Source organism: Streptomyces sp. NBC_00178 (assembly GCF_036206005.1).
Taxonomy (GTDB): Bacteria; Actinomycetota; Actinomycetes; order Streptomycetales; family Streptomycetaceae; genus Streptomyces.
The window spans coordinates 4,823,864-4,848,277 of sequence record NZ_CP108143.1; the positions used below are offsets into that span (position 1 = coordinate 4,823,864).

A 24,414-nucleotide genomic window follows, 5' to 3' on the forward strand; every position below is an offset into this window, starting at 1 on the left:
ACATGACCCGCCAATCCCCCGCACCGGCACCGCGCCGTCGGCACCGAAGGGGTGCGCGATGAGGGTTCTGCTGCTCGGAGCCAACGGATTCCTCGGCCGCTTCGTCGCCGACCGGCTGCTCGCCGACCCGGCCGTGCACCTCACGGCGCTCGGCCGCGGCGACGACGCCGACGTGCGGTTCGACCTCGCGGGCGGCAGCCCGGGTGCGCTCACCCGCTTCCTGGACGCCGTCCACCCGGGGGTCGTCGTCAACTGCGCCGGTGCCACCCGGGGCGGCGCCCGCGATCTGACCCGTCACAACACCGTCGCGGTCGCCACGGTCTGCGAGGCCATGCGCCGCAGCAGTTGCAGCGCCCGGCTCGTCCAGGTCGGCTGCGCCTCCGAGTACGGGCCCTCGCAGCCCGGCTCGTCCACCGCCGAGGACGCGGTCCCCCGCCCGGGCGGTCCCTACGGTGTCAGCAAGCTGGCCGCCACCGAACTCGTCCTCGGCTCCGGTCTGGACGCGGTCGTGCTGCGGGTCTTCTCGCCTGTCGGGCCCGGTACCCCCGCGGGCTCGCCGCTCGGCAGGCTCGCGGAGACGATGCGCCGCGCCATGCAGGCCGGTGACCCCGAACTCAAGCTCAGCGGCCTCGGGGTGCAGCGCGACTTCGTCGACGTGCGGGACGTGGCGCGCGCCGTGCACGCGGCCTCGCTCTCCGCTGCCCAGGGCGTGGTCAACATCGGTACGGGCCGGGCCGTCCGGCTGCGCGACGCGGCAGCCGTCCTCGCCCGGGTGGCCGGATACACCGGCGCGCTTCACGAGCTGGACACGCCCCCCTCGCGGCTGCCGATCGGAGCCCAGCGGGCCTCGGCGGAGTCCGTGGTGGAGCAGCTCGCCGTCACCCCGTCCCCCTACCCCGACGGCTGCGGGGCCTGGCAGCAGGCCGACGTGCGCACCGCCCGGGACCGGCTGGGCTGGCGTCCCCGCATCAACCTGGAGGAGTCGCTCGCCGACATCTGGATGGAGGCGGCGTGCCGCATCTGACCCGGCCCGGCGCCGCCGTACGGACCGGCGGCGCCGAGCAGCTGGGTGTCGGCGTGCCCGGCTACGCCCATCCGCTGCTCGCGCCCGCCGAGTGGGCCGGGCTCAGCAGGCCCGGCACGCCGCTGCACTGGGCGGTGCTCAACATCGACGACGGGCCGGGCACCCGGCCCGACCCGCACTGCCTGGAGGCTGCCGGCCGGCTGCGGAACGCCCGCGAGCGGGCCCTGCACGGGGAGGCGCCCGAGGACGGCGTCCGGGCCGCGGGCGGCCGGCTGCTGGGTCACCTCGACCTGGCCTTCGGGGGCCGGCCCTTCGACGAGATCGTCGCGGACGCCCGGTCCTACCTCGACTGGTACCGCGTCGGCGGCTTCTACCTCGACCGCTGTCCGGCCGGGCGCGACCTGCTCCCGGCGGTGCGCCGCCTGACCGGCACGCTCGGCGCGCTCCTGGCCGGCAGCGACAGCGCGGACCCGGAGGGCGGACGGCTGGTCCTGGGCCACGACACCCATCCGTATCCGGGATACGCGGAGGCCGCCGACCAGCTGGTGACCTTCCGCGGCGCGTGGGCGGACTACCGCTGGTCCCAGGTGGCCGAGTGGACCGCGGGGTACGAGCCGGGCCGCTTCGCCCACTTCGTGCACGGCGTTCCGCGCACCCATCTGGAGGAGGCCATGCGCATCGCCCGCTGGCAGGGCGCTGGCACGGTCTTCTTCACGGACCGGGACGGCATGCGGGGACAAACCGACCCATTCGAGACGCTGCCCAGCTACTGGGACGAATTCGTCTCGCGGATCGGACCTGGTATCTCGGAATGACGGGCGGCGTGGCAGTGTTACGGGAGAACAACCGTACGTAGATGAAGTACGTAGAAACCGACCACCTGCATTGTTGAGGTTCGTGTGTCGCTGCCACCCCTGGTCGAGCCGGCTGCCGAGCTCACCGTCGATGAGGTCCGCAGGTACTCCCGCCACCTGATCATCCCGGATGTCGGGATGGACGGTCAGAAGAGGCTGAAGAACGCCAAGGTGCTCTGTGTCGGCGCCGGCGGCCTCGGTTCGCCGGCCCTGATGTACATGGCCGCGGCCGGTGTCGGCACGCTCGGCATCGTCGAGTTCGACGAGGTCGACGAGTCGAACCTGCAGCGCCAGGTCATCCACAGTCAGGCCGACATCGGCAAGTCCAAGGCCCAGTCGGCCAAGGAGACCGTGCAGGGGATCAACCCCCTGGTGAACGTCGTCCTTCACGAGGAGCGGCTCGAAGCCGACAACGTGATGGACATCTTCGCGCAGTACGACCTGATCGTGGACGGCACGGACAACTTCGCCACCCGCTATCTCGTCAACGACGCCGCGGTCCTGCTGAACAAGCCCTACGTCTGGGGCTCGATCTACCGCTTCGACGGCCAGGCGTCCGTGTTCTGGTCCGAGCACGGCCCCTGCTACCGCTGCCTCTACCCGGAGCCGCCGCCGCCCGGCATGGTTCCCTCCTGCGCCGAGGGCGGTGTCCTGGGTGTGCTCTGCGCGTCCATCGGCTCCATCCAGGTCAACGAGGCCATCAAGCTGCTCGCCGGGATCGGTGACCCGCTGGTCGGCCGTCTGATGATCTACGACGCGCTGGAGATGCAGTACCGCCAGGTCAAGGTCCGCAAGGACCCCGACTGCGCGGTCTGCGGCGAGAGCCCCACCGTCACCGAGCTCATCGACTACGAGGCCTTCTGCGGCGTCGTGTCCGAGGAGGCCCAGGAGGCGGCGGCCGGTTCCACGATCACTCCCAAGCAGCTCAAGGAGTGGATCGACGGCGACGAGAAGATCGAGATCATCGACGTCCGCGAGCCGAACGAGTACGAGATCGTCTCGATCCCCGGATCCCGGCTGGTCCCGAAGAACGAGTTCCTGATGGGCAACGCCCTCCAGGACCTCCCCCAGGACAGGCGCATCGTCCTGAACTGCAAGACCGGCGTCCGCAGCGCCGAGGTCCTCGCGGTCCTCAAGTCGGCGGGCTTCGCCGACGCGGTGCACGTCGGTGGCGGTGTCATCGGCTGGGTCAACCAGATCGAGCCCGAGAAGCCGGTCTACTAGACCGGGGCACGACCTGAGAAGGGCCGGTTCCCGTGCGGAACCGGCCCTTTCGCATGCCTGCGGGCCGCGTTTCCCGTCTCCCCGTGGCCTTCGGGCGTCAGGAGCAGGTGCGTCCGTCCGCCGGGACCTCTCCGTCCAGGAAGTAGGCGTCGACCAGCGAGGTCACACAGGGGCTCTCGCCGTACGCCCCGTGCCCCTCGCCCTTGTTGGTCACCATGACGCCGACCCCCTCGCCCAGTTCGTCCGCCATCCGCCGCGCGCCCTCGTAGGGCGTCGCAGGGTCGCCGGTCGTGCCGATGACCAGGATCGGGGCGGCGCCCGGCGCCGAGGCCTCGGGGGTGTCGTGCTCGCCCTCGACCGGCCACCCCGCGCACCAGCCGGCCGTGTCCCAGGCGAGGAACGGGCCGAAGACGGGTGAGAGCCTCCGGAACTCGGGGAGGAGCGCACGGGCCTCGGCGGCCGTGGGCCTCGCCCGGGTGTCGGCGCAGGAGATCGCCCGCTGCGAGTGGTTCTGGGTGCCGTAATGCCCGTCCGCGTCGCGCCCGTTGTACGAGTCGGCCAGTTCCAGCAGGCGATCTCCCCTGCCGCTCTTCTCGGCCTCGTCGAGTGCGGCCGTCAGCGACGGCCAGCCGCTCTTGGAGTAGAGGGGCGTCACGATGCCGGTGACGGCGAGCGATTCACTGAGCTCGCGGCCGGAGGAGGTCGGCAGCGGATCGGTGTCGAGCCGCCGGAGGAGGGCCGCCGTGCGCCGGGTGCCCGCCCCTGGGTCCTGGCCCCGGTCCCGGAAGTAGTTCTCCAGTGCCCGCTGGAAGCCCGTCGCCTGGTTGCGGGCGTGGCCCACGGAGTCCGCGGTCGGATCGACCACGGCGTCCAGCACGACCCGCCCGACGCGCTCGGGGAACAGGTGGGCGTAGGTGCCGCCGAGCTCCGTGCCGTACGAGATGCCGAAGTACGACAGCTTCTCGTCACCGAGCGCGGCGCGGATCAGGTCCATGTCCCGGGCGGCGTTCGTCGTGCCGACATGCGGGAGCACCGCGCCGGAGAGCCGGGCACAGCCCGCGCCGAAGGCCCTGCCGTCGGCGACGAACGCGGCCTCCTCGGCGGCCGTGTCCGGGGTCATGTCGATCTCGCGGTAGCTCTTCTCCTGCTCCTCGTCGTCACGGCAGCGGACCCCCTCGCTCGCCGCGACCCCGCGCGGGTCGAAGCCCACCAGGTCGTAACGGGTGTTCAGCTCCCTGTACGCGTCGGCCGCACGCGGCAGGATGCCGACGCCGGAACCGCCCGGGCCGCCGAAGTCGAAGAGCATCGAACCCAGCCGCTCGCTCTTCCTGGTGGCCGGTTTCCGGATCAGTGCGATCCCGATCGTCCTCCCGTCCGGTTCGGCGTGGTCGAGGGGAACCCGGACGGTCGCGCACCGCCAGGCCGGGCCGGGTGCCTCGCCGTCCTCCGGGGCCCCGCAGCGTCTCCAGTCCAGCGGCCCGGACGAGGCGGACGCTGCGGACGGGGAGCCGTCCGACGCCCGCGGCCCCTTGGATTCCGGGGGAGACGCCGGGCCTCCGTCGCAGCCCGCGAGCAGCACCGGTGTCAGCAGTGCGGCGCAGGCCGCGGCCACGGCGCCGCGGACCCTTCCGTGTACGCGCATCCGCATTCTTCCCCGCCCCCGCCGGTGACCCGGGACCCTGCCGGGTACCGCTGTCAGGCCGTCCAACGAGCGGTCACCCGCAGACCGTTCCCGACTCGGGCACCTTGCCCTCCAGCAGATAGCCGTCCACGGCCTTCTGCACGCAGGTGCTGCCGCTGTTGTACGCCCCGTGGCCCTCACCCTTGTAGGTGAGCACGATCCCGACGCCCTTGCCGAGCTCCGTCGCCATCGCCTTCGCGCCGGCGTAGGGGGTCGCGGGGTCGCCGGTGTTGCCGATGACGAGGATCGGGGCCGATCCGGGCGCGCTGACGTCCGGCGTCACCCAGGCGCCCGTCACGGGCCAGCCGGTGCAGGCCGTCAGGCCCCAGCCCAGGTAGTCACCGAAGACCGGCGAGGCCTCCCGGAAGCGGGGGAGCGCCTTCCTGGTCTGCTCCAGGGTGTAGCGCTGCTTGGAGTCGGCGCAGTTGACGGCGGTGTTGGCGGCGTTGGAGTTGTCGTAGTGGCCGTCCTCGGAGCGGCCGTTCAGCGAGTCGGCGAGCGCGAGCAGCAGTCCGCCGTTGCCGCCGTCGGCCTCGTCCAGCCCCTGTTCCAGCAGAGGCCAGGTCTCCTTGGAGTAGAGGGCCGAGGCGATGCCGGTCGTGGCCTGGGTCTCCGTCAGCTCCCGCTCGCCCAGTCCCGGGACGGGCTTCTTCTCCAGCTTCGCGAGGAGGCCGGCGATCCAGTCCTGGACCTCCTTGGAGGTGGCCCCGGGGATCCGGCAGTCGTCGCGCTCGGCGCAGTCGGCGGCGAAGTTGTCCAGGGCGAGCTGGAAACCCTCCGCCTGCCCGAGCGAGGACTCCAGGGCGTCCTCGGTCGGGTCGACGACGGCGTCCAGGACGGCCCGTCCGACGTTCTTCGGGTACAGGTGCGCGTAGACGCCGCCGAGCTCGGTGCCGTAGGAGATCCCGAAGTAGTACAGCTTGTCGTCGCCGAGCACCTGGCGCAGCAGGTCCATGTCCCGGGCCGCGTTGGTGGTGCCGACGTACGGGAGTTCGTCACCGGAATTCTTCTCGCAGTCCGCGATGTAGGACTTCTGGTCCTCGACGAAGGCCTTCTCCTCGTCGGCGTCGTCGGGGGTGCCGTCCTTCTCGTAGCGGGCGTCGAGCGTCTCGTCGTCGGAGCACTCGACGCCCTCGCTCCGCCCGATTCCCCGGGGGTCGAAGCTCACCAGGTCGTACCGGGTGCGGAGCGTGTCGTAGTCCGTGCCGAAGGACGGCAGCGTCGCGACCCCGGAGGCGCCGGGACCGCCGAAATTGAAGATCAGCGAGCCGATCCGGCGGTCCTGGTTCCGTGCGACGGCACGGATGAGCGCCAGCTCGATGGTGCGGCCGTCCGGATCCGCGTAGTCGAGGGGCGCGTCCATGAAGGAGCACTGCCAGGCCGCGCCGCCCGGCAGCGGGGAGGGGACCGGACCCGTGCCCTGGGCCGCGTTCGGGGCCGGGCACGGCTTCCAGTCGAGCTTCTGGGAGGTCAGCTTCCCCGCCGTCGCGGTGGGGGCCGCGGTCGAGGCGGCGGTCGGCGTCGACGTCCCGGATCCCCCGTCGTCGCCGTCGGAGCATCCGGCCAGCGGCAGCAGCACGGTGGCGGTGGTGGCGAGGGCGGCGGCACGCAGGGCGGGGGAGGTCCACATGGACCCATCGTGCGGCGGGACGCGGCCGGCCGCGCGGGACGCGGTCCATGCGAGTGGCGCGCCCTCGCGCGGGTGTTCTAGAGCTCCCCCTTGCGCGTCAACTGGCTGAAGCAGATCCAGCCGGGGAGCACCGGCAGCCAGAGCGTCATCACGCGGTACAGGAGCACCGCCGGCGCCGCGACCTCCTTGGGGAGGCCGACCGCGATCAGCCCCAGTGTCAGCGCGCCCTCGACCGCGCCCACACCACCGGGGGTGGGCGCCGCGGACCCCAGGGCGTTGCCCGCGAGGAAGACGACCGCGATGCTGGCGTAGCTGAGCTGGGGGACGCCGGGCCCGCTGAACGCCCGGATCGACGCGTCGAGGCAGAGGACGAACAGACCCGTCAGGAGCACCATGCCGCCGATGCCGGTGATCAGCTTCTGCGGCCGCTGCACGACGTCCAGCATGCGCGGTACGACCCCGGCGAACAGCGAGCGCACCCGGGTGACGACGAACTTCCGCAGGAACGGGATCGCGGTCACCACGAGCACCAGCACCGCGACCGTCAGCAGGCCCGCGATCACCGTCCTCGACGGGGTGAGCGAGTCCGGGGTCTTCTCCGTGCCCGTCAGGTACCCGAAGAGCGCCAGCAGGAGGATGTGGCAGCCGAGGCCGAACAGCTGCGACGCGCCGACACTGGCCACGGCGAGACCGGGGCGCACCCCCGCGCGCTGCAGGAAGCGGGTGTTCAGCGCCACGCCCCCCACCGCGGCGGGCGCCACGATCTTCACGAACGAACCGGCCACCTGCGCGAGCACCGTCTTCCCGAACGGCACCCGCTCCGGCACGAAGCCGAGCAGGCTCATGGCCGCGGCGACGTAGCTCAGCGCGGAGAAGCCCAGCGCCGCCGCCACCCAGCCCCACTCCGCCTGTTCCACCACCGTGCCGAAATCGGCCTCGGTGACCTGCGAGATCAGGAAGTAGGCGGCGATGGAGCCCGCGATGAAGGTGAACAGGGTGCGCGGCTTGATGCGCTCCAGCTGCACCGGTTCGACGGGGGCCTGCGGGCGGATCAGCAGCACCTGGCGCCGGATCTGCGCCAGCATGTCCTCCTCGCGGGCCTCCTCGAGGGCATCGTCTATCGCCCGCTTCTCCGCCTGCTTCTCGGTGCGGAGCGACTTGCGGACGGCCTTGCGGTCCCCGGAATCCGCGGCGTCGTGCTCCTCGGCCCTGGCCTGCTTGGCCGCCTGCGAGGCCTCCAGCACCGCCTCGCGCTCGCGCTGCGAACGCTCCCGGGCGAGCCTGCGCAGCGTCGCCCGGGACGAGCGGCTCAGGGCGATCGGCTGGAGCAGCGGCAGGCTGTCGGCCACCGCGTCCGGCCCGAGGACCGCGAGAGCCGCTGCGACGGCCCGTTCCGCACCCACACGCAGTCCGGTGGTGGTCAGCAGCTGGGCGACGTCCATCCGCAGGATCAGGTCACCCGCGGCGATCTCGCCGCCCCGCAGGTCCGTCACGAACACCGTGCCGGAACGATCCACCAGGATCGAGTCCCCGGTGAGGGTGCGGTGCGCGATCCGCCGCGACTGGAGCGCGCGCACCTGATGCCAGGCGCCCCGCACCAGATCGTCGGTGATCTCCTCGTCCTCCATCGAGTCCAGCGAGCGCCCGCCGATGTGCTCGTACACCAGCATCACGGCGTCGGGGCCGAGCTCGGAGGTGGCGATCAGCTTGGGTGCGTTGGCCCCGGCTGCGATCGCGGCGTACGCGAGGAGTGCCTCCTGCTCCAGGGCCTGGCGCAGGGACTGGATGGAGCGGCGCTGGGTGATACTGCGCAGGGTGAGCCTGCGCCAGACGCGGTAGAAGAAGCCCTGGGCCTGCTGCTCACGGTCGACGACCGTCACGTCCAGCGGCGGCCCGTCCTCCAGGGTGACCAGATAGCGGCGTCCCCGGTCGCCCTGATCGGGGTTGTCGTGCGACTCCTCGGTCCGCATGGCCGCCACCGGACGGAAGCCGACGTGGCGCAGACCTGCCATCAGGTGCTGGCCGGTCGGGCGGACGTTCGGCGAACCGACGGCGTACAGCGTGCCGTAGGCCACGGTCCAGCCGATCAGCACCGTGAGGACGATCGAGAACGGTGTGGTGTAGCCGCCGACCAGCATCGCGAAGGCGTCGAGAAGCAGCACCACCCACAGCACGACCCGCCATCTCGGTCTGCGCGCCATCCCCACCGCGGTCATGTAGGCGATCACCGGGGCGAGGTAGCCGTGGACGGGATCGGTCAGCGCCGCTCCGGGCTGAGGCTGGGTCAGGGCGTCCCGGATCGTCCCGGACGCCGATCTGGCCACCCAGAGGTCCGTGGCCAGGGTCACGCCGTGGGCCAGTACGGCGGCGAGGACACCGTCCGCGATCCGCAGCCCGTCGCGTTTCACCAGGCGCTCGATCGCGAACGCGACCGGCACCAGGAGTACGGCGATGCTGGACACCAGGCCCGCGAGTTTGATCAGCAGGTCGGGTGCCTGGTCCGTGCCCTTGGAGATGTCGTTCTCGAGCCCCGTGGTGGTTCCCTGCGCGAAGGCCGCGATGGAGAACAGCAGCGCGATCGCGAGGACGCCGATGAGGAGCCGCAGCAGGTCGGACGGGCGGTGGACGCGGGCGGGCAGCAGCGGTTCGTCGCCCGACACGCGGTCGCTCAGCGCCGCGACGGAGGACAGCGTCGAGCCCGACGCACCCTCGCGGGGCGGCCTGGGCGCCCCCTCCCGGGGCTGTTCCGGAGGGCCGCCGGCCTCCGGCGACCCGTTGGCGCGGCGGTCGCCGTCGGCGAGTTCGTCCAGGGAGCCGTCCTGCCTGCCGGGCGGTGCTCCGGAGGAATCCGGGCGCGACTCCGCATCAGAGGCGTCGGCCGCCTTCGGTGGCTGCACGCCCTGCTCCTTCGTCGCCTCTGATGGATCTTCGTGTTCTCGTATCACCGGTCACCGCCCGCACGATGGTGGCACGGCCCGCAGACAGAGGGGGGCATCAGGGTGCATTGCGCGGGTGCGATGCGCAACACACGCGCCTCGGCGTGCGCCCGCGCGGTGAGCGACCGGGGCGCTTCGGGACGGGCCCGGCTGTCGGTGGCGTACGGCAGGATGGGGCGGATGAGCGAAGACCGGACGGGCGGCGGGCGGACGGGTGCCCCGCCCCAGGCCCCCGAACTGCCCGCCTACGCCGAGCGGGTCCTGGACGTCGCGGACCTGATCCCGCCCGGCCGGGTCATGACGTACGGCGACGTCGCCGAGTGGCTGGGCGACGGAGGCCCGAGACAGGTCGGCCGGGTGATGGCCCTGTACGGCTCCGCGGTGCCCTGGTGGCGCGTGGTGCGGGCCGACGGGGCGCTGCTGCCCGGCCACGAACTGCGGGCGCTCGACCACTACCGCGAGGAGGGCACACCGCTGCGTGCCGCCTCCCGCTCCTCGGACGGCCACCTCCCGCGCCTCGACATGCGGCGCGCCAGGTGGGACGGGACCACCGGCGGCGGCTCCCGGGCCGACGACGACGGCGACGCGGACCGTGACTGAGGCCCGGAGGGGAGCGGCCACCGCCGGTACGGCGATACCGGCACGGCAGGTGCGCGGGGTGCGGGTGCCCACCGGCACGCGGGCGCGGCCGTCGTGCGGGGCGAGGGGGAGAAAGCTCACACCGCACAGCTTCGGCCATCGGGCCCCGGAGGCACAGGCGGCTGGCCGGTGAGCGGGGCGTACCGGGTTCTCGGCTGACGTCGGAGGCGCCGCTCCCGCTGCGGCACGTCCCTTGGACGGCGTAGCGTCATCCGGACGCGGCAGGATTCGCTCCCTCGTCCGCCGTCCGTCACCACCGGGCCTCCACAGCCCCGGCTCCACCACCCGGCCGCCACCTTTCGGGCCGGACCACCGCGCAGACCAGTACACCCACCAGGACCGGCGATCCACGTGAGCTCCTCCTCCACCACCCGGAACAGCCCGCACCGTCAGACACGGCGGCGGGCTCCGGGCGCGTACCGGCTGGTGCGGACACCCCCGGGCTCCGCGCGGCCCCCCGCCCTGGACGCCGCGCAGCGCGCCGTGGCCGACCACCGGGACGGCCCGCTCCTGGTCCTCGCGGGGCCGGGCACCGGCAAGACCACGACGCTGGTCGAAGCCGTCGCCCGGCGCGTTGCCGGAGGGGCCGACCCCTCCCGCATCCTGGTCCTCACCTTCAGCCGCAAGGCGGCGGTCGAACTGCGCGACCGGATGGCGGCCCGGCTCGGCGGCGCCCGGGGACCGCAGGCCACCACCTTCCACTCGTACTGCTACGCCCTGGTCCGTGCCCACCAGGACGCCGACCTGTTCGCCGACCCGCTGCGCCTGCTCTCCGGCCCCGAGCAGGACGTCACCGTCCGCGAACTCCTCGCCGGCCAGACCGGCCTGGAAGGCGCGGGGCTCGCCCACGTCCGCTGGCCGGACGAGCTGCGCGCCTGCCTCACCACCCGGGGCTTCGCCGACGAGGTGCGCGCGGTACTGGCGCGCAGCCGGGAACTCGGCCTCGGCCCGGACGCCCTCGCCGACTTCGCCCGGCGCACCGGCCGCCCGGACTGGAGCGCCGCCGCACAGTTCCTCGCCGAGTACCTGGACGTCCTCGACGCCCAGGGCGTCCTCGACTACGCCGAACTCGTCCACCGCGCCGTGCTCCTCGCGGAGCGCCCCGAGGTGGCAGCGGTGCTGGCCGGCAGCTACGACGCCGTCTTCGTCGACGAGTACCAGGACACGGACCCCTCCCAGGTGCGCCTGCTGCACGCGCTCGCCGGCAACCGGGGCGCTCCCGCCCCCGGTGGCGGCGGCGGGAGGACCCTGATCGCCTTCGGCGACCCCGACCAGTCGATCTACGCCTTCCGGGGCGCCGATGTGAACGGCATCCTGGACTTCCCCGACGCCTTCCGCCGAGCCGACGGAGCGCCAGCTCCCGTCGGCGTCCTCACCACCTCGCGCCGCTCGGGCGACGAACTGCTCGCCGCCACCCGGCTGCTCACCCGCCGTATGCCGCTCACCCGTCTGCCCTCGGACAGGGTCCGCGCCCACCGGGCGCCGGGCGCCACGCGCGAGGGCGGCCGCGTCGAGGCGTACACCTATCCGACGGCCTCCGCCGAGCTGGAGAACATCGCCGACCTGCTCCGGCGCGCGCACCTGGAGGACGGTGTCCCCTGGCGTGACATGGCCGTCCTCGTACGCGCCGGAGGGCGCTCGCTGCCTGCCGTGCGCCGGGCGCTCACCTCGGCCGGGGTCCCCCTGGAGGTCGACGGGGACGATCTCCCCCTGCGCCACGAGCCCGCGGTCGCCCCGCTCCTGACGGCGCTGCGGGCCGTCGCGACGGCCGCGCTGCCCGGCGGGGCGGCCGAGCCGCCCGCGCAGTCCGGGCCGTCTACGCAGCCCGGGCCGTCCGAGCGGTCCGAGCCGGCTGCGCAGTCCGGGCCGTCCGAGCCATCCGAGTCGCCTGCGCAGTCCGAGCCGGCCGGGCTGTCCGAGCCGGCCGGGACCGCGGAGGACCGCGCGGCCGAGGGTGACGGCGGCGCGGGGACCGACGGGTCCGGCCGGATCGACACCGAGACGGCCCTCGCCCTCCTCGCCTCGCCCCTCGGATCCATGGACGCCGCGGACCTGCGCCGCCTCGGCCGGGCCCTGCGGGACGAGGAGCGGGCCGCGGGCCGTCACGTGCCGCCGCCGTCCGGAGAGCTGCTGGCCAGAGCCCTCGCAGAGCCCGAACGGCTGGTCACGCACGACCCCGCGTACGCCCGGGGGGCCCAGCGCCTCGGCGCGCTCCTGCGCAAGGCGCGCGAGCTCCTCGAAGGCGGCGGCACCGCCGAAGAGGCCCTGTGGACCCTCTGGAACGGCACCCCGTGGCCCGGCCGGCTCGAACGCGCCGCACTGCGCGGCGGTGCGGGCGGACGGAACGCCGACCGGGACCTCGACGCGGTGTGCGCCCTCTTCGACACCGCCGCGCGGGCCGAGGAACGTACCGGCGGACGGGGCGCGCTCAACTTCCTCGAGGAGGTCGACGCCCAGGACATCGCCGCCGACACCCTGTCCCGTCGGGCCGTACGGCCCGACGCCGTACGCCTCATGACCGCGCACCGCTCCAAGGGCCTGGAATGGCCCCTGGTGGTCGTCGCCGGGGTACAGGAGGGGCTCTGGCCGGACCTGCGCCGGCGCGGATCGCTCCTGGAGGCGGACCGGATCGGCCGCGACGGCCTGGCCGAACCCCTCACCCCGGGAGCGCTCCTGGCCGAGGAACGGCGCCTGTTCTACGTCGCCGCGACCCGCGCCCGCGACCGCCTCGTCGTCACGGCCGTCAAGGCCCCTGCCGACGACGGCGACCAGCCCTCCCGCTTCCTCGCCGAACTGGGCGTCGAGCCCCGGGACGTCACCGGCCGCCCCCGCCGCCCGCTCGCCGTGGCCGCGCTCGTCGCCGAACTCCGGGCCACCACGGTCGACCCGGAAGCCTCGGATGCCCTGCGCGACGCGGCGGCCCGGCGGCTCGCCCGGCTCGCGGCGCTCAGCGACGACGAGGGCCAGCCGCTCGTACCGGCCGCCCATCCGCACCGCTGGTGGGGGCTGAACGACCCGACCCGCTCGGAGGTCCCGCTCCGCGACCGGGAGCGCCCCGTCGCGCTCTCCGGAAGCGCGCTCGACCAGCTCGCCAACACCTGCGCCCTCCAGTGGTTCCTGGGCCGTGAGGTGAAGGCCGACGCCCCGGCGACGGCTGCGCAGGGCTTCGGCAACGTCGTCCACGTCCTGGCGGACGAGGTGGCCTCCGGACGGACCGCCGCCGATCTGGACGTGCTGATGGAACGGCTCGACTCGGTCTGGGACGGCCTGGTCTTCGACGCCCCGTGGAAGTCGCAGCAGGAGAAGGACCAGGCGCGCGCGGCCCTGGAGCGCTTCCTGAGCTGGCACGTCATGGACCGGTCCGGCCGCACCGCCGCGGCCAGCGAGCACGACTTCGACGTCACCCTCGAAGCCGGCGAGTACGCGGTGCGTATCCGGGGGTCCATGGACCGTGTCGAGCAGGACGCCCAGGGCCGGGCGTACGTCGTCGACTTCAAGACGGGCAAGGGGGCTCCGACCAGGGACGAGGTGGCCTCGCACCCCCAGCTCGCCGTGTACCAGCTCGCTGTCGGGGAAGGGGCCGTCGACGACGTCTTCGACGGACGACGCCCCGAATCCGGCGGAGCGGAGCTCGTGCAGCTGCGCCAGCCCGCTCCGAAGAAGGAGGGCGGCGACGCCCTCCCCAAGGTGCAGGCCCAGGAACCCCTCTCCGGGGAATGGGTCTCGGACCTCCTCGCCACGGCGGCGGGCCGGGTCCTGGACGAACGCTTCACCCCCAGCACGGGCCAGCACTGCACCCACTGCTCGTTCCGGGCGTCGTGCAGCGCACAGCCCGAAGGCCGTCAGATCATCGAATGACCTTCCCGGCGGAATCCGCGCGGGGCGGCGTTGTCGGCGCGTCCGGTTAGCCTTCCTGGAGTGTCCTCCCGCATCACCGATCCCGAGCAGCTCAAGGAACTCCTCGGGATCCCCTTCACCCCCGAGCAGACGGCCTGCATCACCGCGCCGCCCGCTCCACAGGTGATCGTCGCCGGAGCAGGCTCGGGCAAGACGACGGTGATGGCCGCCCGGGTGGTGTGGCTGGTCGGGACGGGGCAGGTCGCCCCGGAACAGGTCCTCGGCCTGACCTTCACCAACAAGGCCGCCGGTGAGCTCGCCGAGCGGGTACGGAAGGCCCTCGTCGCCGCCGGCGTCACCGACCCGGACGTCATCGACCCGGACAACCCTCCGGGCGAACCCAGCATCTCCACCTATCACGCCTTCGCCGGACGGCTCCTCACCGAGCACGGACTGCGCATCGGTCTCGAACCGACGACCCGCCTGCTCGCCGACGCCACCCGCTACCAGCTCGCCGCCCGCGTGCTGCGCGAGGCCCCCGGCCCCTACCCGGCACTGACCAGGTCCTTCCCCACCCTCGTCAGCGACCTGCTGGCCCTGGACGCCGAGCTCGCCGAACACCTGGTGCCCCCCGGCCGGCTCGCGGAGCACGACACCGAGCTCCTGCACGCGCTCGGGACGGCCAGGCTCACCAACGCCGACCTGCGGAAGATCCCGGAGACGGCCGAGGCACGCCGCGAACTCCTCGGGCTGACCCGGCGCTACCGGGACACCAAGCGCGGCCGCGACCTCCTCGACTTCGGCGACCAGATCGCCCTCTCCGCCGAACTGGCACTCACCCGGCCCGAGGTCGGCGCGATCCTCAGGGACGAGTTCCGCGTCGTCCTGCTCGACGAGTACCAGGACACCTCCGTCGCCCAGCGGCTGCTCCTGGCCGCGCTCTTCGGCGGCGGGGGCGACGCCGGGACGGCCGGGCACGCCGTCACCGCCGTCGGCGACCCCTGCCAGGCGATCTACGGCTGGCGCGGTGCCTCCGTGGCCAACCTGGACGACTTCCCGGACCACTTCCCGCACGCCGACGGCACCCCCGCCACCCGCTACTCCCTCAGCGAGAACCGCCGCAGCGGAGGCCGCCTGCTCCACCTCGCCAACGGACTCGCCGAGCCCCTGCGCGCCATGCACGAGGGGGTCGAGGCGCTGCGCCCCGCACCCGGGGCCGAGCGGGACGGACTGGTCAGATGCGCCCTCCTGCGCACCCACGCCGAGGAGATCGACTGGCTGGGGGACTCGCTCGCCCACCTCGTGCGGACGGGCACGGCACCCGGTGAGATCGCCGTCCTGTGCCGCAGCGCCGGGGACTTCCCCCGTATCCAGGCGGCCCTTGTCGCCCGGGACATCCCGGTCGAGGTCGTCGGCCTGTCCGGTCTGCTGCACCTGCCCGAGGTCGCCGACCTCGTCGCCGTCTGCGAGGTACTCCAGGACCCCGGTGCGAACGCCTCCCTCGTCCGGCTGCTCACCGGGCCGCGCTGGCGCATCGGCCCCCGGGACCTCGCTCTCCTGGGCCGCCGGGCGCGCCTCCTCGTCCACCGCTCCACCCCGGGGGACGAGGACGCCGACCCCGGGCGCCGCCTGGCCGAGGCCGTCGAGGGCGTCGACCCGTCCGAGGTGATATCGCTCGCTGACGCCCTCGACACCTTCCTGGAGTCCGCCGGGGCCGAGGACGACCAGCTGCCGTTCTCGGCCGAGGCCCGCGTCCGCTTCGCCCGTCTCGCCACCGAGCTCCGCGACCTGCGCCGCTCCCTGGCCGACCCCCTCATGGACGTCCTGCACCGCGTCCTCGCGACGACCGGGCTCGAAGTGGAGCTCTCCGCCTCGCCCCACGCCCTGGCCGCCCGCCGCCGCGAGACGCTCAACAACTTCCTGGACGTCGCGGCCGGTTTCGCCGCGGTGGACGGGGAGGCGAGCCTGCTCGCCTTCCTCGGCTTCCTGCGCACCGCCGCACAGTACGAGAAGGGACTCGACAACGCCCTGCCCGGCGGTGAGAACACGGTCAAGGTCCTCACCGCCCACAAGTCCAAGGGCCTGGAATGGGACGTCGTCGCCGTACCGGGTCTCGTCACCGGCCAGTTCCCCAGCACACAGTCCCGGGACGCGTGGACCTCGCAGTCCCACGTCCTCCCGCACACCCTGCGCGGCGACGGAGACACGCTCCCGGTCCTGCGGTCCTTCGACGCCAGGGGCCTCAAGGACTTCAAGGAGGAGATGAAGGAGCACCAGCGCACCGAGGAACTGCGTCTCGGATACGTCACCTTCACCCGCCCCCGGACCCTGCTGCTCGGCTCCGGCCACTGGTGGGGCCCCTCCCAGAAGAAGCCCCGCGGCCCGTCCGCCTTCCTGGACGCGCTGTACGAGCACTGCGCGGCCGGGTACGGCGAGATCGAGGTGTGGGCGGACGAGCCCGAGCCGGACGAGGAGAACCCGGCCCTCCAGGAGGAGGAGGCCGACCAGGCATGGCCGCTCCCGCTGGACGCCACGGCCATGGCCCGCCGCCGTGCCGCCAGGGACACCGTCCTCGCCCACCTGGACGCCCTGGTGGCCGCATCACCGGCGCCGCACGGGCAGCCCGAGCACGCGCGGCGCCGGTACGACGAGGAGCCGCCGTACGAGGACGAGGAGGAACCGCCCTACCCGGCCGGGGAACCTCCGTACGGGGACGAGGAGCCGCCGTACGACGAGGCCGCCGCCCCGTACGACGATCCGTTCCCGGACGGCGAGCCGTCCCCCGACGAGGGCCTGCTCCCGCTCCCCGCCCCCGGCGGGGCGCCGTCCGGAGGTGACGGCGCGCCGCCCTCGCACCCCGCGCCGCACGTCCCCGCCGCCCGCACCCCCGGTGACGCGGGCCTCACCCCGGAGGAGGCCCGCACCCTGGCCTCCTGGGACCGCGACCTCGACGCCCTCGCCGGTGAGCTGCGCCGCGCCCGCGCCACCGTCCGCGACGTCGTCGTCCCCTCCGCGCTCTCCGCGACCCAGCTGCTGCACCTCGCCGACGACCCCGACGGCTTCGCCCGCGAGCTCGCCCGCCCCATGCCCCGGGCCCCGCAGCCCGCCGCCCGCCGGGGGACCCGCTTCCACGCATGGGTCGAGTCGCGCTTCGAGGAACTGCCGCTGCCCATGCTCGGCCCGGACGAACTCCCCGGGGGCGACGGAAGCGACGCGGAGATCGCGGACGAACGCGACCTCGCCGAGCTGAAGGACGCTTTCGAGCGCACGGCGTACGCCCGGCGCACGCCCTACCGCGTCGAGGCGCCGTTCCAGATCGCCCTCGGGGGCCGGGTGATCCGCGGCCGTATCGACGCGGTCTACCGCACGGGGGACACGTACGAGATCGTCGACTGGAAGACCACCCGCCACCGCACGGCCGACCCGCTCCAGCTCGCGGTGTACCGCCTGGCCTGGGCCGAACTCCACGGGCTGCCGCTGGAAACGGTCACCGCGACCTTCCTCTACGTGCGCACCGGGGAGACGGTCAGGCCCACCGGGCTGCCGGGCCGGGCGGAGCTGGAGAAGCTCCTGCTGGACGAGCCACCTCCACGGGGCCGATAGGCTCATGAACATGAGCGACACCCCGGACAGCGCCGTCCGTACGTACACCGAGCAGCACCGCACGGCCTTCCTCGACGACCTCGCCGAGTGGCTGCGCATCCCGTCCGTATCCGCTCAGCCGGAGCACGACGGGGACGTACGGCGCAGTGCCGCATGGCTGTCCGCCAAGCTCGCCGAGACCGGCTTCCCGGTCACCGAGATCTGGGAGACACCCGGCGCCCCGGCGGTCTTCGCCGAGTGGCCGTCGGACGACCCGGACGCACCCGTCGTCCTCGTCTACGGCCACCACGACGTGCAGCCGGCGGCCCGCGAGGACGGCTGGAGCACCGACCCGTTCGAACCGGTGATCCGGGACGGCCGGATGTACGGGCGGGGCGCGGCGGACGACAAGGGCCAGGTGTTCTTCCACACACTCGGCGTCCGCGCCCACCTCGCGGCGACGGGCCGCAGGACCCCGGCCGTGCACCTCAAGCTCCTCGTCGAGGGCGAGGAGGAGTCCGGTTCGCCGCACTTCCGCGCGCTGGCCGAGGAGCGGGCGGCCCGGCTGGCGGCGGACGCCGTGATCGTCTCCGACACCGGCATGTGGGACGAGAACACCCCCACCGTCTGCACCGGCATGCGCGGTCTCGCGGAGTGCGAGATCGAGCTCTTCGGCCCCGGCCAGGACATCCACTCCGGATCCTTCGGCGGAGCCGTGCCCAACCCGGCGACCGCCCTCGCCCGGCTCGTCGCCGCCCTGCACGACGAGGACGGCAGGGTGGCGGTCCCGGGCTTCTACGACGGGGTCGCCGAACTCACCGAGACCGAACGGGCCCTGTTCGCCGAGCTGCCCTTCGACGAGGCCACCTGGCTTCGCACCGCCTCCTCGGAGGCCACCGCGGGCGAGGCCGGCTACTCCACGCTGGAGCGTGTCTGGGCCCGGCCCACCGCCGAGGTCAACGGCATCGGCGGCGGTTACCAGGGCGCGGGCAGCAAGACCGTCATCCCGTCGTCCGCCATGGTGAAGCTCAGTTTCCGCCTGGTCGCTGGCCAGGACCCGGACCGCGTCCAGGAACAGGTCCGCGGCTGGGCCGAGAGCAGGATCCCGGCCGGCGTCCGGCACCGGATCACCTTCTCCCCGGCCACCCGCCCCTGTCTGACACCCCTGGACCACCCCGCCCTCCAGGCGGTCGCCCGGGCCATGGGGCGGGCCTTCGGGACGAAGATCCTCTTCACCCGTGAGGGAGGCTCGGGGCCGGCCGCCGACCTGCAGGACGTACTCGGCGCACCCGTCCTCTTCCTGGGCATCTCCGTGCCGTCCGACGGCTGGCACGGCCCCGACGAGAAGGTCGAGCTCGACCTCCTCCTCAAGGGCGTGGAGACCACCGCCCATCTGTGGGGCGAGCTGGCCACCGCACTCCGCTGAATCTCTGAACGCCCGATCCACCCCCGGGGGAGTAGGAAGCACCTGTGAGCACCTTCGACAACGCCACCGCAGACCGCCCGATCGGTCTCACCGCGCCCAGCGGCATCGACCGTGCAGCGCACCACCGGCTCGACGAGGCCTGGCTCGCCGCGGCCTGGAGCCACCCGACGACCAGAGTCTTCGTCGTCTCGGGGGGCCAGGCACTCATCGACGACACCGCGGACGGCGGCACCGAGCTCGTCATGACACCCGCCTTCGAGGCGCCGGTCACGGAGACCCACCGCTACTTCCTGGGCACCGACGAGGAGGGCGTGCGGTACTTCGCACTTCAGAAGGACTCGCTGCCGGGCCGCATGGACCAGTCAGCACGTCCTGCCGGGCTGCGTGAGGCCGGTCTGCTCCTCGGCCCCCGCGACGCCGGGCTGATGGTGCACGCCGTGGCACTGGAGAACTGGCAGCGGCTGCACCGCTTCTGCTCGCGCTGCGGCGAGCGCACCGTGATCGCCGCCGCCGGTCACATCCGCCGCTGCCCCGCCTGCGGCGCGGAGCACTACCCGCGGACCGACCCCGCGGTGATCATGCTGGTGACCGACGACCAGGACCGCGCTCTCCTGGGGCGCCAGGTGCACTGGCCGGAGGGGCGTTTCTCGACGCTCGCCGGCTTCGTCGAACCGGGTGAGTCGATCGAGCACTCCGTGGCCCGTGAGGTGTTCGAGGAGGCGGGGGTGACCGTCGGCGAGGTCGAGTACGTCGCCAGCCAGCCGTGGCCCTTCCCGTCCAGCCTGATGCTCGGCTTCATGGCGCGTGCCACCTCGTCCGAGATCACCGTGGACGGGGAGGAGATCGAGGAGGCCCGCTGGTTCTCGCGCGAGGAGCTGACCGCGGCGTTCGACTCCGGCGAGGTGCTGCCCCCGTACGGGGTCTCCATCGCCGCTCGCCTCATCGAGCTCTGGTACGGCAAGCCGCTTCCCCGCCCGGGCAACTCCGCCTGACGGGCCCTTTCGCGGGCCGGCCGCGGACGACGGAGGGCCCCCGCCGAGGCGGGGGCCCTCCGTCGGTCGGGATCTCCCCGATCAGGCGCCGATCTTCTGCTTGACCTGGGCCAGCGACGGGTTCGTCAGGGTCGAACCGTCCGGGAAGAGCACGGTCGGGACCGTCTGGTTTCCGCCGTTCGCCTTCTCGACGAAAGCCGCCGACTCCGGGTCCTGCTCGATGTTGACCTCGGTGTACGCGATTCCCTCGCGGTCCATCTGGCCCTTGAGCCGGCGGCAGTAGCCGCACCAGGTGGTGCTGTACATCGTCACAGTGCCGGACATGTCGTCGGTGCTCCCTTGTCTCGTACGTCTCACTGGGAAGGCGGGCAAGGACACTGACGCGTCTTCCCGCATCCTGGCAACGCACCCGGCCCCACGGCCATTCCCGCCCCCGTCCGCCCGGTACGACGAATGGCGTGCCCTGTGGACGACCGCCGCACCGCCTCCCGGGGACCTGGCAGCATGGCGGGGTGACAGCAGCAACGCACTCCACCCTCTTCCCGCGGGTCCCCGACTCCGCGGACGCCGTGCTCGACGGTCTCGACCCCGAGCAGCGCGAGGTCGCGCTCGCCCTGAGCGGACCGGTGTGCGTGCTGGCCGGAGCGGGCACGGGCAAGACGAGGGCGATCACCCATCGCATCGCCTACGGGGTGCGCGCCGGGATCCTCCAGCCGACGACCGTGCTCGCCGTCACCTTCACCAACCGTGCGGCCGGTGAGATGCGCGGCCGGCTCCGGCAGCTCGGCGCGACCGGTGTCCAGGCCCGGACCTTCCACTCCGCCGCCCTGCGCCAGCTCCAGTACTTCTGGCCGAAAGCCGTCGGTGGTGAGCTCCCGCGTCTCGTGGAGCGCAAGGTCCAGCTGGTCTCCGAGGCTGCCGCCCGCTGCGGGATCCGGCTCGACCGCAACGAGCTGCGGGACGCCACGAGCGAGATCGAGTGGGCCAAGGTCACCCAGACCGTACCGGCCGACTATCCGGCCGCCGTGGCCAAGACCCAGCGCGACGCCCCGCGCGACCCGGCCGAGCTCTCGCAGATCTACGCGATGTACGAGCAGCTGAAGCGCGACCGGTCGGTGATCGACTTCGAGGACGTGCTGCTGCTGACCGTGGGCATCCTGCAGGACCGGCACGACATCGCCGAGCACGTGCGCCGCCAGTACCAGCACTTCGTCGTCGACGAGTACCAGGACGTCAGCCCGCTCCAGCAGCGGCTCCTCGACCTCTGGCTCGGCGACCGGGACGACCTCTGCGTCGTCGGCGACGCCGGCCAGACGATCTACTCCTTCACCGGGGCCACCCCCGACCACCTGCTGAACTTCCGCACCCGCCACCCGAACGCGACCGTCGTCAAGCTGGTGCGGGACTACCGTTCCACACCGCAGGTCGTGCAGCTGGCCAACGGCCTGCTGTCGCAGGCCCGCGGCAAGGCGGCCGAGCACCGCCTGGAGCTCGTCTCACAGCGGGACAAGGGCCCCGAGCCCGTCTACACGGAGTACACGGACGAGCCCGCCGAGGCTGAAGGCACCGCCCGCCGGATCCGCGACCTGATCGCCGCCGGTGTCCCCGCCGGAGAGATCGCCGTGCTGTACCGGGTCAACTCCCAGTCCGAGGTCTACGAACAGGCCCTGGCGGACGCGGGCGTCCCCTACCAGCTGCGGGGTGCCGAGCGCTTCTTCGACCGCCCCGAGGTGCGGGAGGCGGGCGTCGCACTGCGCGGCGCCGCCCGCGCGGGGGGCAACGACTCGCTTCTCGACGGTGCCGACGATCTGCCGTCCGAGGTGCGGGCGGTCCTCTCCACCAAGGGGTGGACCTCGAAGCCGCCCGCCGGATCCGGTGCGGTGCGCGACCGCTGGGAGTCGCTCGCCGCACTCGTCCGGCTGGCCGAGGACTTCGAGCAGGCCAGGCCGGGGGCGACGCTCTCCGACCTGGTGGCGGAGCTCGACGAGCGGGCCGCCGCCCAGCACGCGCCGACGGTCCAGGGCGTCACCCTCGCGTCGCTGCACTCGGCCAAGGGCCTCGAATGGGACGCGGCGTTCGTCGTCGGGCTGACCGAGGGCATGATGCCGATCGCCTACGCCAAGACGGACGAGCAGGTCGAGGAGGAGCGCCGCCTCCTGTACGTCGGTGTCACCCGTGCCCGCTTCCACCTGTCCCTGTCGTGGGCCGTGTCCCGGTCGCCCGGCGGCCGGGCCGGACGCAGGCCGACCCGCTTCCTGAACGGGCTTCGTCCCGGATCGTCGGCGGCCGGCCCGTGGGCGGGCGCCGGGGGTGGCGGCGGCATCGACCGGGGGACCGGCACCGGTGCGGGCAGGAGTGCGGACGGCTCCGGCCGGGATGCCAAGGCGCGGCGCCGTGGGCCCGTGCGGTGCCGGGTCTGCGGCAGGACACTCACCGAGGCCGGCGAGATGAAGCTGATGCGCTGCGAGGACTGTCCTTCGGACATGGACGAGGCGCTGTTCGGGCGCCTGCGCGAGTGGCGCGCGGAGCGGGCGAAGGAGATCAGCCAGCCCGCCTTCTGCGTCTTCACCGACAAGACACTGATGGCGATCGCCGAGGCCGTCCCGGTGGACGAGACGGAACTCGTCGTCATCCCCGGGGTCGGGAACCGGAAGCTCGCCAGGTTCGGAGCCGATGTGCTGGCCATCTGCGCAGGTCAGACGCTGGATCCGGCACCGGGTGACGGTGACGGCGATGTGTGAGGAAAACTCGTCGAGAAAATAGTTTGCGCGGGCACCAGTCGTCACCATAGGTTCTTGTCCACGGGAACAGCGTCTTCTCTGAAGCCCTGAATCCGTGCTGTACTTATCCGAATACCGCAGGATCGGCCCCGGCCGGTCCCTTGAGACGCCGAGAGGAGGCGATTGTCGTGATCAGCATCATCAACACCATCGAAATGACCGATCCGTCGGTCGTCTCCACCTGCGCGCTCGGCCTCTCCCGCTCCTCGGAGCTCTCGCTTCGTGGCACCGGTGCGTCCGGTATCGCCGCCGGCAGCCCGCTGTTCCTGGCGAGCCTGCCCGTGCGGGAGCGCAATGAGCGACCGACCCAGGCACCGGAAGCAGCAGTAGTGAAGGCACAGGCCCCGGCCTATGCCTTTGCGGCAGCCGGTGCGGGAGCCAAGAAGCAGACGACACAGCACCACACGATGTGGGCCTTCCGTGGGCCTGAACCCTGGAGCGATCCAGCCTGATCCGGAATCAGGCCGGCGCCTTCAGGGCCGCGGAACCCCACTCGGGATCCGCGGCCTTTTTGTTTTGTCCGAACGGACGAGACGACACGAAGGAGCCTCGGGACTAGCAGGACCTGGTACCCGCCACCCACCGGCCAACAGGCCGGCAGACCAGACGAGGACAACACCACCGTGCAACTCGAGACGCACGCCCCGTCCGTACCGCCTTCCGACACGATCGCCCCGCCCGGCTCCACGGAGGACTCCACCTTGATCCCCCTCACCGCGCTCACCGCGCTCGACGACGCCATCGAGAACCTCGGCGTACCCGTCCCCTGCCGTTCCTACGACCCCGAGGTCTTCTTCGCCGAGTCCCCGGCGGACGTCGAGTACGCCAAGTCCCTCTGCCGGACCTGTCCGCTCGTCGAGGCCTGCCTCGCCGGTGCCAAGGAGCGCCGCGAGCCGTGGGGGGTCTGGGGTGGCGAGCTCTTCATCCAGGGCGTCGTCGTCGCCCGCAAGCGTCCGCGTGGCCGTCCGCGCAAGAACCCGGTCGCAGCGTGACCGCCGGCCTGGGGGTCATGTCCCCCGCACGAACGAAGCGCATCGGCACCATCGACCGTCCCCAGACTCATGACCCCCGAAATCAGGCACCAATGATCACCCCCACGAGGGAGCCCGTCGGCTCCGCCACCCCGGACGTCACCATCACCGGCGCGAACGACTCGCGTCAGAACAGGACCCGCGAAATGCAACTCATCCCAGAAGCCCTGGCTCGTGCGCATATGCACGAGCGCCTCAGGGAAGCCGAGCAAGGTCGCCGGGCCGAGCGCCTGGTCACCGCCCGGCGGATGCAGCGCCGTGCGGAGCGCGCCTCGATGCGCGCCCGCCGTGCGCTCGCCATGGCAGTCATGCACTGACGGCTTCACCAGCGGCGCAGAGAACCAAGGCCGCCCGGGCAACCGCTCGCCCGGGCAGCCGCCCTCCCCATCCGCGGGGCCGGTCCGATCGGGACCGGCCCCGCGGTTCGTTTACGCCGTGCGTCCACTTCGAGACGGCGTTACCGTCGCGATGTGGACGAGGAGACCACCGAGGACGGTGGGGAGACGCAAGACGGAGTGGAGCCCGAGGACGGAGTGGAGCCCGAGGACGGAGTGGATCCCAAGGGCCCTGATGGTCCGGGCGCGACCCCCGTGACGTGCGCCCTCTGCGGCACCTCGGCCGGCGGCGGCAGCCCGCCCGCCACCTGGCTCTGTTCCGTGGAGAACGGCAGGCGGCGGTACTTCTGCGAAGCCTGCGCGCGTACCCACATCCGGGCCGTCGAGGGCCGGCTCGACTCCGGCCTGTGGTGAGTAACGGCGGGGGCGGGGGCCGTGTCGCC

Annotated in this window: 17 protein-coding genes; 13 read left to right on the top strand and 4 right to left on the bottom strand. The window is 72.9% G+C overall.

Going from position 1 to position 24,414, the window contains the following annotated elements; translation table 11 throughout:
• Positions 1–58: 58 nt before the first annotated feature.
• The 3 genes from OHT61_RS21295 to moeZ all read left to right on the top strand — a co-directional run bounded on the left by OHT61_RS21295 (position 59) and on the right by moeZ (position 3,102).
• Positions 59–1,024, top strand: coding sequence for an NAD-dependent epimerase/dehydratase family protein (locus tag OHT61_RS21295; protein ID WP_329040411.1), 966 nt, complete (start codon positions 59–61; stop codon positions 1,022–1,024).
• Complete coding sequence (locus tag OHT61_RS21300; protein WP_329040413.1) at positions 1,012–1,839, top strand: spherulation-specific family 4 protein; 828 nt, start codon at positions 1,012–1,014, stop codon at positions 1,837–1,839. Before OHT61_RS21295 ends, OHT61_RS21300 begins: the two co-directional genes overlap by 13 nt.
• A gap of 84 nt (positions 1,840–1,923) precedes the next feature.
• Positions 1,924–3,102, top strand: coding sequence for an adenylyltransferase/sulfurtransferase MoeZ (gene moeZ, locus OHT61_RS21305; protein ID WP_329040414.1), 1,179 nt, complete (start codon positions 1,924–1,926; stop codon positions 3,100–3,102).
• Between the two features lie 97 nt (positions 3,103–3,199).
• Here the strand turns inward: moeZ and OHT61_RS21310 are convergent, their stop codons facing one another.
• The 3 genes from OHT61_RS21310 to OHT61_RS21320 all read right to left on the bottom strand — a co-directional run bounded on the left by OHT61_RS21310 (position 3,200) and on the right by OHT61_RS21320 (position 9,310).
• Entirely contained in the window at positions 3,200–4,744 is a 1,545-nt protein-coding gene (locus OHT61_RS21310) for an alpha/beta hydrolase (protein ID WP_329040416.1), read from the bottom strand.
• Positions 4,745–4,817: 73 nt separating this feature from the next.
• On the bottom strand, positions 4,818–6,413 hold the full coding sequence (locus tag OHT61_RS21315) for an alpha/beta hydrolase (RefSeq protein WP_329040418.1): 1,596 nt from the start codon (positions 6,411–6,413) through the stop codon (positions 4,818–4,820).
• A 77-nt stretch (positions 6,414–6,490) separates the two neighbouring features.
• Positions 6,491–9,310: a lysylphosphatidylglycerol synthase domain-containing protein gene (locus OHT61_RS21320; protein ID WP_329040420.1), complete on the bottom strand. Its 2,820-nt coding sequence runs from the start codon at positions 9,308–9,310 to the stop codon at positions 6,491–6,493.
• A gap of 219 nt (positions 9,311–9,529) precedes the next feature.
• Between OHT61_RS21320 and OHT61_RS21325 the strand changes: the two genes are divergently transcribed.
• From OHT61_RS21325 to nudC, 5 genes are all read left to right on the top strand, one after another.
• On the top strand, positions 9,530–9,949 hold the full coding sequence (locus OHT61_RS21325; RefSeq protein ID WP_329040422.1) for an MGMT family protein: 420 nt from the start codon (positions 9,530–9,532) through the stop codon (positions 9,947–9,949).
• A gap of 390 nt (positions 9,950–10,339) precedes the next feature.
• On the top strand, positions 10,340–13,846 hold the full coding sequence (locus OHT61_RS21330; protein WP_329040423.1) for an ATP-dependent helicase: 3,507 nt from the start codon (positions 10,340–10,342) through the stop codon (positions 13,844–13,846).
• Positions 13,847–13,906: 60 nt separating this feature from the next.
• The gene (locus OHT61_RS21335; protein ID WP_329040425.1) at positions 13,907–17,428 is read left to right on the top strand and encodes a UvrD-helicase domain-containing protein; all 3,522 of its coding nucleotides are present in this window, start codon (positions 13,907–13,909) and stop codon (positions 17,426–17,428) included.
• A 10-nt stretch (positions 17,429–17,438) separates the two neighbouring features.
• Positions 17,439–18,833: a dipeptidase gene (locus OHT61_RS21340; RefSeq protein ID WP_329040426.1), complete on the top strand. Its 1,395-nt coding sequence runs from the start codon at positions 17,439–17,441 to the stop codon at positions 18,831–18,833.
• 44 nt (positions 18,834–18,877) lie between these two features.
• Entirely contained in the window at positions 18,878–19,825 is a 948-nt protein-coding gene (gene nudC, locus OHT61_RS21345; protein WP_329040427.1) for an NAD(+) diphosphatase, read from the top strand.
• A gap of 81 nt (positions 19,826–19,906) precedes the next feature.
• Here the strand turns inward: nudC and OHT61_RS21350 are convergent, their stop codons facing one another.
• Positions 19,907–20,149, bottom strand: a complete 243-nt coding sequence (locus tag OHT61_RS21350; RefSeq protein WP_037760267.1) for a mycoredoxin — start codon at positions 20,147–20,149, stop codon at positions 19,907–19,909.
• A 188-nt stretch (positions 20,150–20,337) separates the two neighbouring features.
• Here OHT61_RS21350 and OHT61_RS21355 point away from each other — a divergent pair, with 188 nt between their 5' ends.
• The 5 genes from OHT61_RS21355 (at position 20,338) to OHT61_RS21375 (ending at position 24,385) form a co-directional block, all read left to right on the top strand.
• Entirely contained in the window at positions 20,338–22,566 is a 2,229-nt protein-coding gene (locus OHT61_RS21355) for an ATP-dependent DNA helicase UvrD2 (RefSeq protein WP_329040428.1), read from the top strand.
• A gap of 167 nt (positions 22,567–22,733) precedes the next feature.
• Complete coding sequence (locus OHT61_RS21360; protein ID WP_329040430.1) at positions 22,734–23,057, top strand: hypothetical protein; 324 nt, start codon at positions 22,734–22,736, stop codon at positions 23,055–23,057.
• A gap of 171 nt (positions 23,058–23,228) precedes the next feature.
• Positions 23,229–23,597: a WhiB family transcriptional regulator gene (locus OHT61_RS21365; protein WP_329040431.1), complete on the top strand. Its 369-nt coding sequence runs from the start codon at positions 23,229–23,231 to the stop codon at positions 23,595–23,597.
• Between the two features lie 17 nt (positions 23,598–23,614).
• Complete coding sequence (locus OHT61_RS21370; RefSeq protein ID WP_329043352.1) at positions 23,615–23,953, top strand: hypothetical protein; 339 nt, start codon at positions 23,615–23,617, stop codon at positions 23,951–23,953.
• 153 nt (positions 23,954–24,106) lie between these two features.
• On the top strand, positions 24,107–24,385 hold the full coding sequence (locus OHT61_RS21375) for a hypothetical protein (protein WP_443049501.1): 279 nt from the start codon (positions 24,107–24,109) through the stop codon (positions 24,383–24,385).
• The last annotated feature ends 29 nt before the right edge of the window (positions 24,386–24,414 follow it).

Excerpts from the sequence above, each read along its gene's own strand:
- OHT61_RS21295 (WP_329040411.1), top strand. The coding sequence starts at position 59 with ATGAGGGTTCTGCTGCTCGGAGCCAACGGATTCCTCGGCCGCTTCGTC.
- OHT61_RS21310 (WP_329040416.1), bottom strand. The coding sequence starts at position 4,744 with ATGCGCGTACACGGAAGGGTCCGCGGCGCCGTGGCCGCGGCCTGCGCC.
- OHT61_RS21315 (WP_329040418.1), bottom strand. The coding sequence starts at position 6,413 with ATGTGGACCTCCCCCGCCCTGCGTGCCGCCGCCCTCGCCACCACCGCC.
- OHT61_RS21325 (WP_329040422.1), top strand. The coding sequence starts at position 9,530 with ATGAGCGAAGACCGGACGGGCGGCGGGCGGACGGGTGCCCCGCCCCAG.
- OHT61_RS21340 (WP_329040426.1), top strand. The coding sequence starts at position 17,439 with ATGAGCGACACCCCGGACAGCGCCGTCCGTACGTACACCGAGCAGCAC.
- OHT61_RS21350 (WP_037760267.1), bottom strand. The coding sequence starts at position 20,149 with ATGTCCGGCACTGTGACGATGTACAGCACCACCTGGTGCGGCTACTGC.
- OHT61_RS21370 (WP_329043352.1), top strand. The coding sequence starts at position 23,615 with ATGTCCCCCGCACGAACGAAGCGCATCGGCACCATCGACCGTCCCCAG.